The organism is Paraeggerthella hongkongensis (assembly GCF_003726035.1).
GTDB classification, from domain to species: Bacteria; Actinomycetota; Coriobacteriia; order Coriobacteriales; family Eggerthellaceae; genus Paraeggerthella; species Paraeggerthella hongkongensis.
In genome coordinates this window covers 12,910-31,594 of record NZ_QICD01000030.1, presented here as the reverse complement: position 1 = coordinate 31,594, position 18,685 = coordinate 12,910, and the positions used below count along the sequence as shown (strand labels likewise).

Genomic DNA, 18,685 nt, shown 5'->3' with positions numbered 1-18,685 from the left:
ATAATGGCGCCACACAACGCGCATTTTGGATTATTCACCCCTTGCTCCTGTTCTTTGGCAACTTTTCGCTTAAAAAAGTTTGCCTGAACAGGCGTGTCAAGGTGAAATCGGACACACTTTTTGAAACTTAACCCGGCAATTCAACCGCGGACATGCCTCCGCTTGGCACGAAATCCCCGGTCTGCGCTCCCCAAAACGCGCCTTGAATAATAGATTGATTCACTAGATTTTTTTCACCTGCTCTTTTGATGCAAGCGCTCAAAACCATGCGCGCGCCGAAGTCCTTCATGGAGCGCAGACCGGGAATTTCGGGGCACATTTCGAGAAGCCCGCTTCGAGGACATGTTTCAAAGCGCGTTTCAGCGCATGCTTCGGCACGCATTTCGGGCGCATTCTTCGAAGCGCGTTTCGGAACATGCTTCAGCATGTGTTCCAGACACGCGATCAAGCCCGCGTTTCGGATTCTTGGACCTCCAGCAAAACGCCGCCCATACGGACGGCGTTTGAGACACACGATGCGACCCACCACGCGCGCAACACGGCGCGCGCGGCCCTAACCTGCAAACCTCAAGCGTGCGTGGCAAAGCAACAACGCCCGAACCATCGCACGCTCAAGCCCAAGCAAGTCTAGTCTTGCTTGACCACCAAAACGTCGCACCGCATGTTGCGAATCAAGAACGTGGACACGCTGCCCACGAACACGTACTTGATGTTGGACAGGCCGCGTTCGCCGCATATAACCAAATCGGGGTCTGCTGGCTCGATCAGCTGCTTCGCCAGCGTGTCGGTAATGCGTCCCGCGCGCACGGTCAAATCAACCGACGGGATGCTCTCGTTCGCCTGGGCCTCTGCCAGCAAGTCGGCCAAATCGGCTTCGATGCGCTTCTTGCCCTCAACGCACAGCGCTTCGAAATCAACGCCCGAAGCCTCGTACGGAACCGAATCGATAACATGACCGAACATCAGATCGGCGTGGTTGTCCGCCGCGAGCGCTATTGCACGCTGGGCCACTGCCTCCTGCGTCGACGCCCCATCGAGCGCCGCAAAAATACGCGTGTACCGCTGTGCCATGACCGCTCCTTCCCTACTGTTGCCGTGCCTTTATTGTAACCCAATTCCAACTCGGCGGCGAAACTACGAAGTTATCAGAAGGATGACACCTATGCACAGCAGCATGACGTACGTAAGCTTGAGAAACTTTTCCTGGCTGATTTTCTTTTGCAGCTTGTTGCCCAAGAAGGTGGCAAGCACGGCCAACGGAATGCACAGCACGATAATCTGCAACACGTCCCCGGTGAAATTCCCCTGCTGAAATGCAATGCCCGCATAGATAAGGTTAAGGATCGTCCACGTAGCCGAAAGCGTGATGCGAAACTGCTGGCGATCGCGCAGCTTCTGAACGGCGTAGATAACCAACAGCGCGCCGCCCGACACGAACATTCCCTGGATAAGCCCGGCCAGTGCCAAGATGATCCACAAGGCCCACTCCGGCATGAACTTCTGCTGGGGGGCGATCAGGTTCTTCAGACCGATCGCAATGACGACCACGCCGTATATCTTCAGCAGCACGTGAAGCGGCATAAGCGTGTCCAGCCAAATGCCCACGAACATGAACACCACCATAACGCCGATGATCTTGCCCAGTTCGCGCCAGTTCACGCTTTTCAGATTCAAAACGGTCAGCAGCCCGCACGCGAAAAAGCCCATGGCGTTGAGAATCGCCACGGTGGAATGCAGCCCCAACAGCGTGGTGCCCACCGGCATCGCGAAGATATTGCCCGCGAATCCCGTAATAGCCTGAACAGTGTAGGCGAAGAAGAACGCCGCCAAGAAGAGCGCTTTTTCCATATATGCTACAATCAATCCTTATTCATAACGACCCAGCGTACCAGTGTAGCATCTACACGCCAAGGAATGGACGAGCATGGCGGGATTCACCATCACCATCGCGGGAGACTCGGCCCTTAACCTCGAGTTCGCAAAAACGATTTCGGCGGAGACCAGCGCCAAGATTCGCATGGCTGCGGAAAACCTTGCGGCTGACCCTATCGCGGGCGTCACCGAGCTAGTGCCTACGTTTTGCTCGCTTATGGTGTACTACAACCCCTTGATCGTTACGTTCGATGAGCTTTCCGCGAAACTGCGAGGCAAGCTGCGCGATGTGGAAGAAGCTGATTTGAGCGTGCGCAAGATTGTCCCCATCCCCGTGTGCTACGGAGGAGAATTCGGCCCCGACCTGGCAAATGTGGCAGAGCACGCAGGCATGTCCGAAGAAGAAGTCGTCGCCATACACACCGGGCGCGACTACCTTATAGATATGCTGGGATTTCTTCCTGGCTTCGCCTATTTGGGCGGCCTGGACGAACGCCTGCACACGCCGCGCCTGGCCGTTCCCCGTACGCGCATCGAGCCGGGCAGCGTGGGCATCGGCGGCGCTCAAACGGGCATTTACCCACTGGCTTCGCCGGGCGGTTGGCAGATCATCGGCCGCACGCCGCTGCGCCCCTACGACCCCGACCGAGAGGATCCCATTCTGTACGCTGCGGGAGAATACCTGCGATTCGTACCCATAACGCCCGAAGAGTACACCGCCATAGAAGCACGGCTCGCCGCGGGCACGTACTCGTACGGCATTTTCGTGGAAGGCGAGTAACATGGGCCTTGTCGTGAAAAAACCTGGCGTCATCACTACCATCCAAGACAACGGCCGCTTCGGCTACCAAGGCAGCGGGTTCGCCACGAACGGCGTCATGGATCGCCGCGCATACGCCATCGCCAACCTGCTTGTGGAAAACGACCCCGACGCCCCCGTGCTGGAGTTCGCGCTCGCAGGTCCCACGGTTCGCTTCACCACGAACTCCATCATAGCCATCACGGGCGGCGATTTCTCCCCCACGTTGGACAACAAGCCAATTCCCACGTATGCGGCAATCACGGTGCGTCGAGGCTCCATATTGCGTTTCAAAGCGCCCCGAACCGGCTGCTACGGCTACCTCGCCATCGCCGGAGGAAGCGTGCGCGTACCTGAAGTCATGGGCAGCCGCTCCACCAATCTCAAGTGCGAGCTGGGCGGCTGGCGCGGAGGCGCGCTAACTGCCGGAGACTATCTGCCCTTCACCACGAAAAGCGTGGACTTCCTGCCGAACCTCGGATCCCATCGCATCGACAACGACGACGAGTTCTACCAGTTCGATCGAGACGAAATCGTGGTACGCGTGGTGCCCGGACCGCAAGAGGATATGTTTGCCGACGAAGGAGTCGAAACCTTCTACAGCCAGCCGTTCACCACCACGACGAAGTGCGACCGCATGGGCTACCGTTTGGACGGCCCCGTTATCAAGACGAAGCACGGCTCGGACATCGTGTCTGACGGCATCGCTCTTGGCGCCGTGCAGGTGCCGTCGCACGGCAGACCCATCATCATGCTGGCCGACCGGCAGACCACCGGCGGATACGCCAAAATAGGCACGGTGGCCACGGTGGACATACCCCGGCTCGTACAGCGTCCCCCAGGACGCACAATTCGCTTCGAGCCCATCTCCGTCCAGGAGGCGCAGCGCCTGCTGCGCGACGAAGCCCACCTGTTCGAAGCGCTGGCACTCAAGGTGCGCCGACCAAGCGCCGATGGCATATCGCCCCGTCGAACGGCGCGGAGGCTTACCCCCATCCTGGAAGAGCAAGCGCGCAAATCGCAGGCCGACACCCTGTGGATCGACCGCGCCGATCGTGCTGAGCGCGTCGGAAACCGCAACGTTTTAGGAACCGTGCGCACGCCAAACGACGAGCAAACCGCAACACCGGAAACAACCGCCGACCGCACGACGGTATGAGCGAACAAGAGACACGAGGAGACGTCATGAACACGAAAGCCATCGAAGAGCTGATCGCCATTATGGACAAGGCCGAGCTCACGGCCCTGCGCGTTGACGACGGCGACCTGAAAATCGAGCTCGAGCGCAACCACGGGCCGCTCTCGTCCACCGCTTTGCCGCTCATGGCCGATCGCGTCAGCGCGCTTCTGGCCGGCAAAACGGAAAGTCATGAAGCCGCAGCCGTAGATGCCAGCGACGACGACCATTCTATCCTGGTGCGCAGCCCCATGGTAGGCATGTTCTACCTTGCCCCCAGTCCGGATGAGGATCCGTTCGTGAAGGTGGGCCAGGAAGTGCTGTCGGGCCAGACGCTGGCCATCGTCGAAGCCATGAAGATGATGAACGAGATCACCACACCCGCGCCCGGCATCGTGATGGAAGTGCTTGCTGCGAACGGCTCCCAAGTTGAATACGACCAGCCGCTGTTCCGCATCGCCACCGGCGACCACGCCTAAGGCGGCCCGCTCATGTTCGAGAAGATCCTCATCGCCAACCGCGGCGAGATCGCGGTTCGCATCATCCGCGCATGCCGCGCCATGGGCATCAAGACGGTAGCCGTGTACTCCACTGCCGACAAGCACTCGCTTCACGTGTACCTTGCCGACGAAAGCGTGTGCATCGGCCCGCCGGCTGCGCGCGACTCTTACCTGAACATCGCGGCTATCCTGTCGGCGGCGAAAGGCACGGGCGCGCAAGCCATCCACCCGGGCTACGGTTTCCTGTCCGAGAACTCGACGTTCGCCAAGCTCTGCCGCGAAAACGACATCGTGTTCATCGGGCCTTCGCCTGAAGTCATCGACCGCATGGGCAACAAAAGCCAGGCGCGCAAGACCATGATGGAAGCGGGCGTCCCCGTGGTTCCCGGTACGAAAGAACCGGTGCACCACCCAGAAGAAGCCCTGGTCATAGCTCGCGAAATCGGCTGGCCCATCATGATCAAGGCATCGTCGGGCGGCGGCGGGAAGGGCATGCGCGTCAGCTTGTCCGAAACGGACTTCGCCGAACAGTTCAGCATCGCGCAGCGCGAGAGCGTGGGCGCATTCGGGGACAATACCATGTACCTGGAGCGTTGCGTTATGAATCCGCGACACGTTGAGGTGCAGGTGATCGCCGATACGCACGGCACCGTGGTAGCGCTGGGGGAGCGCGACTGCTCCGTGCAGCGCAACCATCAGAAAATGATCGAAGAAAGCCCTTCGCCGGTCATGACGGACGAAGTGCGCACCGAAATGCTCAACGCAGCCGTGCGCGCCGCGCAAGCCGTGGGCTACTCTTCTGCCGGAACCATCGAGTTTTTGCTGGACGACCAGCTGAATTACTACTTCATGGAAATGAACACGCGCATTCAGGTGGAACACCCCGTAACCGAAATGGTCACGGGAACGGACCTGGTGCAGGAGATGATTCGCGTGGCGGCGGGCGACCCGCTCACGTTCACGCAGGACGACATCACGTATCGCGGCCATGCCATCGAGTGCCGCGTGAACGCCGAGGAGCCCGAGCGCGGCTTCCTGCCTTCCCCCGGCGTCATATCGCAGATGCACCTGCCCGGCGGCAACGGCGTGCGCGTGGACACGGCGGCGTACGACGGCTACGACGTGTCCCCCTATTACGATTCGATGATTGCGAAAATCATCGTGCACGGGCGCGACCGCACCGAGGCCATCGCCAAAATGCGCACCGCGCTTGAGGAGATGGTGGTCGTAGGCGTGAAGACGAACTTGGACTTCCAGTACGCCATCATGGAGAACGAGACGTTCGCCGCCGGCACGGCCGACACCAGCTTCATCGAGCGCTTCATGAAGGGCGAAGTGTAGGTTTCGCCTTGCTCCTGCAAGGCGGCAGCGAGACAGAGGACAGCTACCAAGAAGGGAGTCCCACCATGCTGAACACCCCCGCACCCGCAAAGCCGGAAGGCGTCGCCGAGGACGTTTGGGCGCAGATGCTTTCCGCGTCGCCCGTCGAAGCGCGCCGCCTCATCCGAACCGGCCAGTTCACCGCGCCGACCAGCGGTCTGTGTCCCGGATACGCGCAGGCGAACCTCATCGTGCTGCCGCGCGAGCAAGCCTACGACTTCCTGCTGTTCGCGCAGCGCAACCCCAAGCCGTGCCCGCTGCTTGAAGTGACCGAGGTGGGCGCGCGCGAGGCCACTATCTGCGCCACCGACTGCGACATCGCCGCCGACTTCCCACGCTACCGCATCTACGAGCACGGCAAGCTGGTGGCCGAAGTGGAGAACGTTGAGGACCATTGGCGCGACGACCTGGTGTCGTTCGTCATCGGCTGCTCGTTCTCGTTCGAAAGCGAGCTCATCGAGGCAGGCATCGAAATTCGGCACAACACCATGGGATGCAACGTGCCCATGTACCTGACCGGCGTGCCGTGCACGCCCGCCGGCAGCATGTCCGGCAACATGGTCATGTCGATGCGCCCCATCCCCTACGACCAGGTGGTGAAGGCAGTGCAGATCTCCGGCGCCATCCCGAAGGTGCACGGCGCACCCATTCACATCGGCGACCCTGCCGCCATCGGCGTGAACGACGTCATGCACCCCGAGTTCGGCGATCCGGTGGAAATCCGCGAGGGCGAAGTTCCCGTGTTCTGGGCGTGCGGCGTGACGCCCCAGTCCATCGTGATGAACAGCAAGCCGCCTTTCGCCATCACGCACGCGCCGGGCTGCATGCTGATCACCGACACGAAGAACATCGATCTGAAGGAATAAGGGCGTACGACCCGAAAACCAAGAAGAAGGCAGGCTTATGTACCGCATCGACCTCAACAGCGACTTGGGCGAAAGCTTCGGACGCTACACCCTTGGACTGGACGACCAGATCATTCCCCTTGTTTCGAGCGCGAACGTCGCGTGCGGACAGCATGCGGGCGATCCCATGGTCATGCGCAAGACGGTCGGCATGGCAAAGGACGCCGGCATAGCCATCGGCGCGCATCCGGGCTACCCCGATCTGCAAGGCTTCGGTCGCCGCGACATGAACCTGTCGCCCGACGAGGCGTACGCGTACATGGTGTACCAAATCGGCGCGCTTCAAGCGTTCTGCCAGGCACAAGGCGTGCAGCTTGCGCACGTCAAACCGCACGGGCAGCTCTACAACCATGCGGCCATCGATCCCGAACTCGCAGCTGCCCTGGCGCAAGCGGTCTTCGACGTGGACTCGCGCTTGGTGCTGGTGGGCCTGGCGAACGGCGCGCTCATCGACGCAGGACGCAAACAAGGCCTGGTGACGGCCGAAGAGTTTTTCACCGACCGCAACTACACCGACGAAGGCAAGCTGGTTAACCGCAACGACCCCGCCGCCCTCATCCGTGACGAAGAGCAGGCCATCGAGCGCGTGAAGAACGCCATTCGAGACGGGGCCATCCTTTCGGTCACGGGCAAGCTGATCGACCTGCATCCCGACACCATCTGCGTGCACGGAGACTCCCCCACCGCCCTTGCATTCGTGAGCCGCACGCGCAGCGCGCTCGAAGAGGACGGCATCGCCATCAAGCCGGTCGGCGCACAGTAACGCGACGAAACGAACCGGGGGAGGCGGCACGGCGCGTGCAACCTCCCCCGGCAAAACAAAGCTAGCCCCACGCGGTCTGCACTCTACAGCTCCATGCTATGCAGGCTGTCGAAATCTATGCGCTCGACCTCCAACATGCGGCGCAGCGCTTGGCCGTTGCACGCGGGCTCCCGCCAGGCCAGGCCGCAGCCCGCAGATAGCTGGCGCGGTATGGGAATCAGCCGACCCTGCAAGCCGTGCCGCTTTCCCGCTTGCTCCATCGCCATTGCATCCGTTGTGGTTCCAAATGCAACCACAAGAACCGGGGATTTCGTCCGCATGCCAACCTCGCCGTCACTCGATCACGATGGCGAAATCGTCGCCGACCTGCTCGACCGCAGCCGTCTTCTTCTTCCTGCGCGCCATCGCCACCACGTTGTCGCGCGCAATAGCCGTGCTCACCAGCACGCGAACCGATTGCCCGGAGTGCGTTTTCACGGCTTGCATAGCCATCATCACCGGTTCCGGGCACGAAAGGCCCCGCGCATCCACTTCGATCATAGTTTGCTCCCTTCGTGTCTAGTTCGCCGCTGCGGCGGATACGTCCTCAAGGTTTGCCGACGCCGCTGACGCCGCCGTAACGCCCGCGCTCTTCCGCCTGTTGCGCAGGTTGACCGCGCCAATCACGAACAGCACGGCAATGCACCCCACCAGCACGATCTGCCCCGCCAGCGCAGGGCCGCCCGCCACGGCCGCGGCTTCCGCCGTTGCCGCCGAAGCCGCCGCGTCAGCCAAGCCGAAGTTGTGAGCGAACGCCGCACCGATCAGCATGCCCAAAAACGTGACGGCGGCATCGCACGACCCCTGGCCCGCCAGCGTCATCTGACGCAACGGGCACCCGCCGGCGAGCACCGCAGCAAACCCAACGGCATACAGGCCCAGAATGTTCCACAGATGCTGGGAATGGGCGATGGGCTGGCCCTCGAAACTAAGCTTGAAGTTGCCTGTAACCAGGTTGTACGCCAGCATGACCACAAACAATCCCGCAATGGGAAGCAGCAGGTCGAAATCCCGCATGAGCATGACGTTGCGCACGCCGCCCGCAAAGCAAATGCGCGCCTTCTGAGCCAGCATGCCCACAACAAGCGAAGCAGCCAGCGCAATCAGCACGGGAGCATGCTTGCTGCCGGGACCCGTCTCGCTCGCGGCAAACACGCCCGCGGTCAGCCCAATGATCATGAGCGCGGCCAGCACAAGGGGAAGCACGGCGCCTGCGGACTTGTTCGTGTCGCGCTCCCGCCCCAGCGAATACCCCTTCTTCAGAAACAACGTTCCCGTCGCGATGCCCAACACCAAACCGATCAGGCCCACGTAAGCGTTCAGGTCACCCGCCGCCATGCGAATAACCATGCGCAGCGGGCAGCCCAGAAACACCAGCGCGCCGATCATCATGATGAATCCCAGAACGAAACGGATCATCGGAGACGACCCCGCGGTGGAGCGGTACTCCTTCGTGGCCAGGGCGATCACGAACGCGCCCACCACCAAGCCCACCACCTCGGGGCGGAAATACTGCACGACGGATGCGCTATGCAGCTTCAACGCGCCAGCCGTATCGCGAATGAAGCATGCCGCGCACATGGCCATGTTCGCCGGATTCCCGAAGTAAGCAAGAAGCGCGAGCATGGCGCCTGCAACCACCCCTACAGCAAGCAGGCCTTTCTTTTGATTCAGCAGATCCACAACAACACCTTTCCCTTCAAAGCCGTGCAGTCCGTTTCGCTTCGCGCGCAAACGCAGCGCAAGCGACAGCCGCGCGACGACACGCTTCCGCCCGAAGGCAGCGCAAGACGCGCCCTAGGGTCGGAAGGTGCGAGTTGTTCGACAGTAAGCAGCGGTGCAGAACACGCGGGACGCAGCAGACAAGCGACCCGCCGGCTTCCCTCGAAGCCTATTCAGTTAACAGCATGTGAGCCGCTCTTGGTGCAGAAGATCGAGCGTGGCAGAATAGTCCGATCATCCAAGAAGGCAATCAAAACTATACGCGATCGAAGATGGAAGATGCAAGGATTTGGGACTAACGGCCTCAACGTTGCGAGCAACGGAGCTTTGCAGCGCGCATCAGGCCCAAGCCGCCAGCAAACGAACGGAGGCCCCGCGCAGAAGGAGCGCGGAGCCTCCGTCGAAAGCCAGCTTGGTCAAGCAAGAATGGCTTATTTCGCAGCCAAAGCTAGCGGGAACGCGCACTTTGCGCTCCCGCACAATACAAAAACCTACGCTTCAGCATCCTCCGACGCGGCAGCAGCGCTCTCCACGCAGCGAAGCGCGTCCAGAACAAGCGGGTAGCCGATGTAGGGCACGCATTGCGCCAGGACGCTGACCAGGAACCCTGCATCGTTCCCCAGGCGCATATTGGCTCGCGCGTGACCGGTCAACTGCTCGTCATGGCCCCCTTGCGCAGCAAGGAAGCAAAAGGCGACCATCTCGCGCCGAGCATCGTCAAGACCGGTGCGCGTGTAGCAATCTCCGAAGCAATGGGATTCCACCCAGCCGTCGATGCGGGCCGCATCCGCATACCCCGACGCAACCGTTCCCACCGCATCGGCTCCGAACAGCTCGGCTTTCTTCTTGGCGCCAGCTTCCACACGCGTATCCATCGTGGTTGTGGCCTGGCCCTCAAGCGGCAACGAAACCAGACGATGCTCCAGCAGTTCGTTGGTCGCATGCAAAAACGGAAGCGCGCACCCAAGCCCCAAATACGGAACCGCCTGGTAGACGATCTCCTTCACCTCAACAGGGGTGACCCCTACGTTAAACGCGCCCTTGGCCATAGCCTGAAAAGCCTCAAGACCTCGGCACCCTACAAGCGCTGCCAGAATAGCCGTCAGCCTTGTCTTATCATCAAGGTTGTCGCTTGCCGGGACTTCACCGAAAGCGAACGCATCGAAACGTTCCTGAAATTCCGGGTCGGTGACGGAAAACGGCGAATCGAATCCAGGGAAAAGACGATTGCGGTAAGCGTGCGCTTGTTCGACGATATTCGGTTCCATACTTGCTCCTTCAGTCATTGAGGCACCGTACTCTTGTTTCGCGCACATAATACCCTGCTGAAAGCGGCCTTGGTCAACTGTTATCCAAAACGAAACATACCAATGCCACAGGAGCGCATGCACCATCTGGGAAAAGCACCTTGACGAACCCGGGCGAACCCGCGCGCCAATCCTTGCTCGGCGGCAGGCCGAAACCAGCGTCGTCCGGTCGGCTGCGTTTCGAGGCGTCTCGCTCGCGTCCGGACGAGGCAGAAGCCCCCCAACGCCGAAAGCCCCTGAAAGCGCCGGCGGAACCACGCGAAGCGAGCCAGCCGGGGCCGCTTCGACAACGGTTCGACAGCCCACGACGCAAAACTTGGCGCGAAATCGCGGGTCTGCGCTCCCTAACCGACCCCTCAGCCGCAGTTGTTTTGAGCACTTGCACCAACATGCCAGGTCATCAAAGCGCAGCGAATTCGACGGTTGCCAAAGGCTCTTGACCGAGAGCGCAGACCCGCGATCTCGTGCCAAGACCCGCACCGCACGCAGCGAACCCGGCGCGCAACCGCATAACGTGCGGCGCTCCTCCCCCGTGCGCCTCGCTCCCGGAACGGGTTCACAAGCCCGAAAACGCAGCGCGCCCGCCGAGAGGGCGGGCGCGCAAGACATACTCTTCAAGCAAAGCTCGAACGACCGGAAAAGCGTTAGCCTCCGATGAGCTTCTGCAACGAAGCCAGGAAGCTCGACATGTTGCGGTAGCACATGAACAGCGTGATCACGATAATGACCACACCTGCGCAGTTCGCGAACACATGGTTCTTCCACTTGCCCAAATCCTTGCCGTTGGCACAGTACAGCACGAAGAACGCCATAATGGGCAACAAGATGGCATTGGCCGCTTGAGCAACCAGGATAAGTTCGGTCGGGCTTTTGCCCAGCACGATAGCCATGCAGCAACCGGCCACCAGCACGATAATCCAGATCGCCTTGAAACGCAGATCCTTGGTCGTCTTCTTCCAGCCCAGCACGCCGTTCACCGCGTACGCAGCAGAGAACGAGGCGGTGATGGCGCTCGAGAAGCCGGCAGCCAGCAGCCCCAAGCCGATCATCCACGTAGCCCACGAACCCAGCAGCGGCTGCAGCGCCAACGCCATATCCTTGCCGTTGGTCACCGTGGCCTCCGTGCCGTGAATGTTCGCAGCTGCGCAAATGAGGATAGCCATGGAGATGATGCCGCCCAAGCCAATGCTCAAAACGGTGTCGAAGCGAGCGTCGGACACCTGATCGGGATCCTTGAAGCGCTCGGACGCGCCGGATGCATGCAAGAACAAGTTGTACGGCACGATAGTGGTACCGATCAAGCCCACCGCGGTCAAAATGCCCTTCGAGCCTTCTTCGGGAAGCGTCGGAATGAACAGGCCTGCCGCAATGGCGCCCCAATCAGGATTCGAAGCAATGGCCGTCACGAAGAACACGACGCCCATGAACACCACGATGGCCGTAAGGATGACCTCGACCACCTTGTACGAACCAATCCACATAGCCACAAAAGCCAAAACGCCCAGGACTACAACGATGGGGAGCATCGGAACATCAGGCGCCACAGCCTGAATGCCCAAAATACCGCCCGTGATGTTGCCCGTTTCGTACGCAATGTTGCCCACGAAGATGGCGATGATAACAATCACGATTGCAATCCACATCAGTATCTTGTTGGGAATACGATCGCGGATGTTTTCACCCAAACCCTTACCCGAAACAATACCAACGCGCGACGCCATCTCCTGGAAGATAATGGTCGCAACGGTGGCGAACAGCAGTGCCCACAGCATGGTGTAGCCATAGCTTGCTCCGGAAACCGTGCACGTCGTGACCGTGCCGGGACCGATAAAGCCTGCGGCGACCAGCGCGCCCGGACCGACGTTCTTGAATTTCTGAACCAACGAACTGCTCATACCCACTCCTTTCTTAGCCCTTAAAGCAACGATATGCCTGCAGCAGACGCGCCGTCCCCACAGCACATCCGATCCCATTACGGGCCTTCTAGGCCTGCAACTGGCATAATGACCGATTTACTTTAGCAGATTAAAGCGTGCGAGTATACAGCGAAGCGGCACACGGGCAAAGCAATCGGCACGAGACGGAAAACGAGATCACCCTACACGCATGCCCGCTCGATGAGGTCTATCACCTCGTCACGAGAATGCACGTCCAGCTTCTGATAGATGGACTTGATGTGGTACTTGACCGTATTCTCCGAAACCACCAGCTTCTCGGATATAGCGCGCGCCGTGCGCCCTTGACCAAGATGAACCAGAATCTCGGACTCGCGCGGCGTCAGCCCGTGCTCGCAGCTCAGCGTCGCGCAACGGTCGTCCAGAGCCGCAAGAGACCCCTCGATCGAAGGCGCCGGGCGTTCGGAAGGTTCTTCCCCCGGAAGAGACTTGTCCTTGAACAGGAAGATGGACACCAATGCCACCAAGTAAACCGCCACCAGCGCCACGGCGGTCAGCTGCAAATCGCCTCGCCCAAACGCATGCGCGTTCAGCAGGCCCACGATCGCCCCCGCCAGCTGAGCGGCGTTCGTGCATACAAGAGCGCACGAAAACAGCAGCGCGGCGGGAAGCTTCGTGTCTTTCACAAGGCTTGCTACCATGCACCAAAGAATGATGCCCGCAACAAGAGAGCCCAGCTGCGCGCATGCGTTGGCCAAGCCTCCCGCCCCATCCCAAATCAGGGGAAGCAGTAAAAATCCCATTGCCGAAAGGGGCAGCGCCACCTTGTACACCGACCCCAGATTGGGCTGGTTCTTCACCAACACAGCAGGCAGAAGCAGCGCGGCGATCACTGCGCCTTGCGTGATCAACGACGTGTACTGAAACGTAGCAAGGGGAATAGCCTGCTGCATAGAAACCTGCAGCATAAGACCGCTCATGAACGAAAGGATGGCCGTGCCCAGAACAGGGCGCCACAGCAGAGACAACGCCCCTTTTAGAACCGGCGCGGAATACTCGTCGGTTATGGGGTCACGCATATCCAGGCACCGCTTGCACAGCAGCACCGACACGAAAAAGATCACCGCTCCAACCGCAGACACGGCGGTCGACGGCAAAAGCGTGACCGCAAAATAAAGCACCAGGCTCAGCGCGTTGCTGACCAGCACAAACAAGTATATACGGCGCGTGTCGAACGTGCCCGAGAACCTCGCCCACAGCAGCGTGATCAAAGCGTCTCCTGCGCCATAGAACAACCCGCCAAGCACAAGCCAGGGAAACAGGGAGTCCGCAGGCGCGTAAGGCGCGAATTGGAACGCCATGCGCGTGATCAGAAAACCGGTTGCCGCAACCCCTGCGCAAACAAACGAGGCGGCGAAAGAGGAAGCCCGGCTTGCATAGCGGCCAACGATTATCATGACCCCGTACACCAACGCACGAGCCGCCACCGCGGCAACAAGGAACAAGGACTGAGCGGGCAAGTCGCCGTGCTCAAGAGCAATGAACAGCGTGGGCGACTCGAACGACACGTACCCGAATACCAGATACAACGCATAACCGCTCATGCACACGGCATCGCGGACACGCAATCCCGAAACCAACTCTCGCAAACGTTCCATGCAGCCCCTATCCCCATTTGGCGACCGCCTTCAAGTGTAGCTTATACCAGCATGCAAGTCACTGAACGGAAGCGGCAGAACGGACATCCTACCTGGTTCGGGTAGGGCTTCACCGGCCCAAACGTCCAAAACCACCCAGTGGTAGGTGTTGTTTCCCCTTCGCCGGGAAGCGTAAAGTCCAAGGCAGCTTGGGGAAGGGTGAACCCCTATTGCACGACAAAGGGAAGGAGCTATTCATGACAAACAAAGGATTGAGCCGGCGCGCATTTCTTGGACTGGGAGCAACCGCTGCCGTCACGGCGGGGGCCGCAAGCCTAGCTGGCTGCGCACCGCAACAAAGCGGTAGCGCGGGTGGATCGGAAGGCGGGAGCGGGAAATCCGCAGCGTCGGGCATCGCGCCTACCGCCTACACGCCCGATTTCCTTACACCGCCGCCGGTTCCCACGGACGTCAAGGAAGAAAAAACCTGCGACGTTCTGGTTATCGGCATGGGCATCGCCGGCACCGCTGCAGCAAAGGAAGCTGCGGAAGCAGGCAAGAAGGTCATCGTCTTGGAGAAGCAGCCCCAGGACAGCTACTCCGTCATTTCCATGGCCGGCGACTTCGGCGTTGTTGGCTCGAAGATTCAGAAGAACCTGGGCATCGAATGGGCGCCGAAAGAAGACATCTTCAACGAGTTCGTCAAAGAAACGGGCGGCCGCTGCGACACGTGGATGATGAACTACTGGTACGACCACTCCGGCGAGGACTTCGACTGGTTCATCGAGGGCGCTGACTACGAAGTGCTGGAGTCGACCGCAGCCAATCGCAAGACGGACAAGCCGAACTACATCCGTCCGAAGTGCTTCCCGCCACTGGACACGTACAACTACAAGGAAGAGGTCTATCCCTACTTCCACGGCACCATCACCACGAACCCGAACATGCAGTGGGCCTGCGAAGCAGCGTTCAACGCCGCCGTAGCCGGCGGCGCCGAACTGATCTACAGTGCCGAAGGCGAGCAACTCATCGTGGAAAACGACAAGGTGGTTGGAGCCTACGCGAAAACGCCGGACGGCTACCTGAAGGTCAACGCCAAGGCCGTCGTCCTGTGCTGCGGCGACTACGGCGCGAACCCTGAAATGCGCCACTACTACGCACCGTGGACCGAAGAGTTCATGGGCGGCGTCGACGACGGACGCGGCCAGCTCATGGGCATTTGGGCCGGCGGCTGGATGGAGCTGGGCCCCCACGCGCCGATGACCCACCACATGGGCGGATCACTGGGCGTCGACAGCTTCCTGCAGCTGAACATGGAAGGCAAGCGGTTCATGAACGAAGACGTGCCCGGGCAGAACATTGCAGCCGAGCGCACCCGCCAGCCTGCCGCTAAAGATCCCGAGCTGGCAAAAGCCGGCGTGAAGGCATGGCAGATCTTCGACAGCAAGTGGCCCGAGCAGATCATCCACATGCCCGACGGACATGGGTACACCACCTACTTCGTGCCCGACGACAAAGCGGCCGAGTACGAGACCGTGCTCTCCGGCTTCGGCCTGGGCTACACCACGAAGGCGATGGTGGACGAGCGCACGGACGTTATCGCCAATTCCCTGGAAGAGCTGGCCGAAAAGACAGGGCTTCCCTTGGATGTGATGAAAGCCGAAATCGAGCGCTACAACGAACTGTGCCATAAGGGCATCGACGAAGATTTCGGCAAGATGTCCAAGCGCATGTTCCCGGTGGAGAACCCGCCGTACTACGCCTGCAAGTTCGGCAACGCGGGCATGCTGGTTATGTTCGGCGGCCTGGAGTGCGACCACGAACTGCGCGTGACCAAAGACGGAACGAACGATCCCATCCCGGGTCTGTACGTAGCAGGCAACACGATGGGCCGCCGCTTGTTGGTCGACTACCCTGTGGTAGTGGCCGGCATCAGCTTGGGTAGCGCTCTTACCTTCGGACGCCTGGCCGGCAAGAACGCAGCTGCCGCAGTCTAGCCTCGCCCTCCCATAAGGCACCTTTCTCCCTCCCCTCCTCAAGGTGCCTTATCAAGAAAAGCTCCTCTCGCCAACAGCGGAGGAGCTTTTCTTTGAGACAGATCTCATCGGCGAGCCCGCGCCTACGACGTTTTCCAGAAGTCCTGGATCAGATCCTGACGATTCGTGCGACCGGTCTTCTGCAGAATATTGTGCACGTGCACCTTCACGGTGCTCAACGCCACGTGCATCGTGGACGCGATGTTTTGGTTGTCCTTTCCCAGCAGAACCAAATGAAGCACCTCGCGCTCGCGCTCGGAAAGCTGGTGGCGCTTCGCGTACACCATAAGATTCTCGGTGATCTGCTCATCTTGCCGTTGGTCGCCGCGCATAGGCGGACGCTCGAAGCGCAACGACAGAACCCGGCAGGCATCCCTTCCGGCAAAAAAGGCGCAGCACATGAGCAGAGCCTCTTCAGCGTAATTGCGTTCCGCAGAGAACGTGAACGGCCCCAGTTGCACCGAAGGCTGGTTGAGAATCATGAAGAACGTCATATCCTCCAGCAGCACGGGCACATTCAGAATCGCAACGGCCACGTACAGCCAGCGGTGCTTCCACAAGCGGCTGCGCTCGACCTCGTCCTTCGAAGAAAAATAACGGAACCCCGTGAACAGCAGCATCCAGAACACGAACAACTCGCGCATTCCGTAGAACAAGAAGCGCTGCAGATCGCTTTCGGGCAGAACGGCCAAGATGATCACGCTCAGCGCAACGAACGCGATTCCCGGCGTCACCAGCAATGCGCGCCTTGTTTCCCCTAGGTAATCGCACACCAGCAGCCAGAACGAAACCAGAAATCCGCCGCCCGTGACCACGCTGGACAACGATCGTATCACCAAATATATCTGCCCCTGCTCGGAGCCAAGAACATAAGAGACGAATTCATCCTGGAATATAAAGGCAACGTCGAAGAAGTAGAACAGGAAAGCGAAGAACGAAAACAGCATCAGACGCTTGCGCGAAACCAGATAGGCAGACAAACACGTTGCCGAGGCAAGAATGGAGGCCAGCAAAACGATGAGCGTAACGTGGAAAAGCACAAGACCCACGGTCGACTACCTTCCCTTCCATTCGGTTCTCTCACATTGCGGGGAACTCAACCTATGATACAGGAATAAAAAGATTTTAGCGCGTTATTCCTTCCAGCCGAATCGCAGCGCGCAATGCAAAAAGGAACCCCGTCCTTCATCAGGGGTTTATCAAGGGTGTATCGGAAAAACAGCAGCGGATACACCCTCTATGCATCTTCCGGTACACCCCCTTTACATCTTTCCTCCACGACTTTCTGGGCGCATGGTGGATCCAACGCGCTGAGGTATCGCCGCCGAAGCGCGAACTTGGCGAAGATAGCCTCAATGCGAGGCACGGCTGGCCCCGGCAAACGCCGGGGCCCCACGAGAAGGAAGAAGGAGGGTTGCAATGGCTGGAGTAAACGTCAAAAGCGAGATCAAGCCTTTGAAGCAAGTCCTGCTGCATCGCCCGGGCAAGGAGCTTCTGAACCTGACGCCGAACACGCTCGAAGAGCTGCTGTTCGACGACATCCCGTTCTTGAAGGTCGCCCAGGAGGAGCACGACGCTTTCGCACAGGCCCTGCGCGACAACGGCGTCGAGGTGTTCTACCTTGAGGATCTCATGGCCGAGGTTCTGGAAGCCAACCCCGAGCTGCGCGAGCAGTTCTTGAAGCAGTGGATCGAAGAGGCCGGCATCCGCACGGATCGCTACCAGAAGATCATCTTCGACTACATGCAGGAGAACTACCCCGATGCCAAGGACTTCGTCCTGAAGACCATGGAGGGCATCAACCTGACCGAGCTGCACACGGACAAGTCGAACTCCTTGGTTGACCTGGTTTCCGAGTCCTCCAAGATGGTCGTCAAGCCCATGCCGAACCTGTACTTCACCCGCGACCCGTTCGCGATGATCGGCAACGGCGTGTCCATCAACCGCATGTACTCCGAGACGCGCAACCGCGAGACGATCTACGGCGAGTACATCTTCACGCATCACCCCATGCTGAAGGGCACCCCCGAGTACTACAGCCGCTACAACACGTTCCACATCGAGGGCGGCGACATCCTCAACATCAACGACAAGGTTCTGGCCATCGGCATCTCCCAGCGTACGGAGCCCGACGCCATCGACCAGATCGCCAAGAACATCTTCCATGACGAGACGAGCCCCGTCGAGACCATCCTGGCGTTCAACATCCCGAACAACCGCGCCATGATGCACCTCGACACGGTGTTCACCCAGATCGACGTGGACAAGTTCACCATCCATCCGGGCATCATGGGCCCGCTGACCGTCTTCGAGATCACCCCCGAAGGCGACGGCATCAAGGTCCGCGAGATGAACGACACGCTGGAATCCATCCTTGAGAAGTACGTCGGCTGCCCCGTGGAGCTCATCCCCTGCGGCGGCGGCGACCGCATTGCGGCCGAGCGCGAGCAGTGGAACGACGGCTCCAACACGCTGTGCATCGCTCCGGGCACCATCGTGGTGTACGAGCGCAACGACGTGACGAACAAGGTTCTTGAGGACAAGGGCCTCAACCTGGTGGTCGTGCCCTCCGCCGAGCTGTCCCGCGGCCGTGGCGGCCCGCGCTGCATGAGCATGCCCATCTGGCGCGAAGACTAATCTTCACCCCCTCCAA

At 60.1% G+C, this 18,685-nt stretch carries 18 protein-coding genes; 8 read left to right on the top strand and 10 right to left on the bottom strand.

Features of this window, described 5'->3' with window-relative positions; translation table 11 throughout:
• Positions 1-127: 127 nt before the first annotated feature.
• From DMP08_RS10830 to DMP08_RS10820, 3 genes are all read right to left on the bottom strand, one after another.
• Positions 128-448: a hypothetical protein gene (locus DMP08_RS10830; RefSeq protein WP_148042358.1), complete on the bottom strand. Its 321-nt coding sequence runs from the start codon at positions 446-448 to the stop codon at positions 128-130.
• 179 nt (positions 449-627) lie between these two features.
• Positions 628-1,071, bottom strand: coding sequence for a universal stress protein (locus DMP08_RS10825; RefSeq protein WP_123192898.1), 444 nt, complete (start codon positions 1,069-1,071; stop codon positions 628-630).
• A 63-nt stretch (positions 1,072-1,134) separates the two neighbouring features.
• Positions 1,135-1,848, bottom strand: coding sequence for a sulfite exporter TauE/SafE family protein (locus DMP08_RS10820; RefSeq protein WP_123192897.1), 714 nt, complete (start codon positions 1,846-1,848; stop codon positions 1,135-1,137).
• A 76-nt stretch (positions 1,849-1,924) separates the two neighbouring features.
• Between DMP08_RS10820 and pxpB the strand changes: the two genes are divergently transcribed.
• From pxpB to DMP08_RS10790, 6 genes are all read left to right on the top strand, one after another.
• A complete protein-coding gene (gene pxpB, locus DMP08_RS10815; protein WP_123192896.1) occupies positions 1,925-2,653 on the top strand; it encodes a 5-oxoprolinase subunit PxpB in 729 nt (242 codons plus the stop codon).
• A gap of 1 nt (position 2,654) precedes the next feature.
• Positions 2,655-3,830, top strand: a complete 1,176-nt coding sequence (locus DMP08_RS10810; RefSeq protein ID WP_123192895.1) for a 5-oxoprolinase subunit C family protein — start codon at positions 2,655-2,657, stop codon at positions 3,828-3,830.
• Between the two features lie 26 nt (positions 3,831-3,856).
• The gene (gene accB / locus DMP08_RS10805; RefSeq protein ID WP_114567309.1) at positions 3,857-4,327 is read left to right on the top strand and encodes an acetyl-CoA carboxylase biotin carboxyl carrier protein; all 471 of its coding nucleotides are present in this window, start codon (positions 3,857-3,859) and stop codon (positions 4,325-4,327) included.
• 12 nt (positions 4,328-4,339) lie between these two features.
• Positions 4,340-5,689 carry an acetyl-CoA carboxylase biotin carboxylase subunit gene (gene accC, locus DMP08_RS10800; RefSeq protein WP_123192894.1) on the top strand — a complete coding sequence of 450 codons (1,350 nt, stop codon included), beginning with the start codon at positions 4,340-4,342 and terminating at the stop codon, positions 5,687-5,689.
• 65 nt (positions 5,690-5,754) lie between these two features.
• Entirely contained in the window at positions 5,755-6,594 is an 840-nt protein-coding gene (locus DMP08_RS10795) for a putative hydro-lyase (protein ID WP_123192893.1), read from the top strand.
• Positions 6,595-6,631: 37 nt separating this feature from the next.
• On the top strand, positions 6,632-7,396 hold the full coding sequence (locus DMP08_RS10790) for a LamB/YcsF family protein (protein WP_123192892.1): 765 nt from the start codon (positions 6,632-6,634) through the stop codon (positions 7,394-7,396).
• Between the two features lie 83 nt (positions 7,397-7,479).
• Here the strand turns inward: DMP08_RS10790 and DMP08_RS10785 are convergent, their stop codons facing one another.
• The 6 genes from DMP08_RS10785 to DMP08_RS10760 form a co-directional block, all read right to left on the bottom strand.
• On the bottom strand, positions 7,480-7,716 hold the full coding sequence (locus DMP08_RS10785) for a putative Se/S carrier protein (RefSeq protein WP_123192891.1): 237 nt from the start codon (positions 7,714-7,716) through the stop codon (positions 7,480-7,482).
• Between the two features lie 13 nt (positions 7,717-7,729).
• Positions 7,730-7,936: a sulfurtransferase TusA family protein gene (locus tag DMP08_RS10780; RefSeq protein ID WP_123192890.1), complete on the bottom strand. Its 207-nt coding sequence runs from the start codon at positions 7,934-7,936 to the stop codon at positions 7,730-7,732.
• Positions 7,937-7,954: 18 nt separating this feature from the next.
• The gene (yedE, locus tag DMP08_RS10775; protein WP_123192889.1) at positions 7,955-9,118 is read right to left on the bottom strand and encodes a YedE family putative selenium transporter; all 1,164 of its coding nucleotides are present in this window, start codon (positions 9,116-9,118) and stop codon (positions 7,955-7,957) included.
• A 530-nt stretch (positions 9,119-9,648) separates the two neighbouring features.
• Complete coding sequence (locus DMP08_RS10770; RefSeq protein WP_123192888.1) at positions 9,649-10,425, bottom strand: carboxymuconolactone decarboxylase family protein; 777 nt, start codon at positions 10,423-10,425, stop codon at positions 9,649-9,651.
• Between the two features lie 683 nt (positions 10,426-11,108).
• Positions 11,109-12,359, bottom strand: a complete 1,251-nt coding sequence (locus DMP08_RS10765; protein ID WP_123192887.1) for an Nramp family divalent metal transporter — start codon at positions 12,357-12,359, stop codon at positions 11,109-11,111.
• A gap of 203 nt (positions 12,360-12,562) precedes the next feature.
• Positions 12,563-14,017: a helix-turn-helix domain-containing protein gene (locus tag DMP08_RS10760; RefSeq protein ID WP_123192886.1), complete on the bottom strand. Its 1,455-nt coding sequence runs from the start codon at positions 14,015-14,017 to the stop codon at positions 12,563-12,565.
• 236 nt (positions 14,018-14,253) lie between these two features.
• On the opposite strand from DMP08_RS10760, the gene DMP08_RS10755 reads away from it, so the two are divergent.
• Entirely contained in the window at positions 14,254-15,993 is a 1,740-nt protein-coding gene (locus DMP08_RS10755; RefSeq protein WP_123192885.1) for an FAD-dependent oxidoreductase, read from the top strand.
• Positions 15,994-16,115: 122 nt separating this feature from the next.
• On the opposite strand, the gene DMP08_RS10750 is transcribed toward DMP08_RS10755, so the two are convergent.
• Positions 16,116-17,081 carry a helix-turn-helix transcriptional regulator gene (locus DMP08_RS10750; RefSeq protein WP_123192884.1) on the bottom strand — a complete coding sequence of 322 codons (966 nt, stop codon included), beginning with the start codon at positions 17,079-17,081 and terminating at the stop codon, positions 16,116-16,118.
• Positions 17,082-17,451: 370 nt separating this feature from the next.
• Between DMP08_RS10750 and arcA the strand changes: the two genes are divergently transcribed.
• Positions 17,452-18,669 (top strand): arginine deiminase, encoded by a 1,218-nt coding sequence (arcA, locus tag DMP08_RS10745; protein WP_123192883.1) that lies wholly within the window; start codon positions 17,452-17,454, stop codon positions 18,667-18,669.
• Positions 18,670-18,685 lie beyond the last annotated feature (16 nt).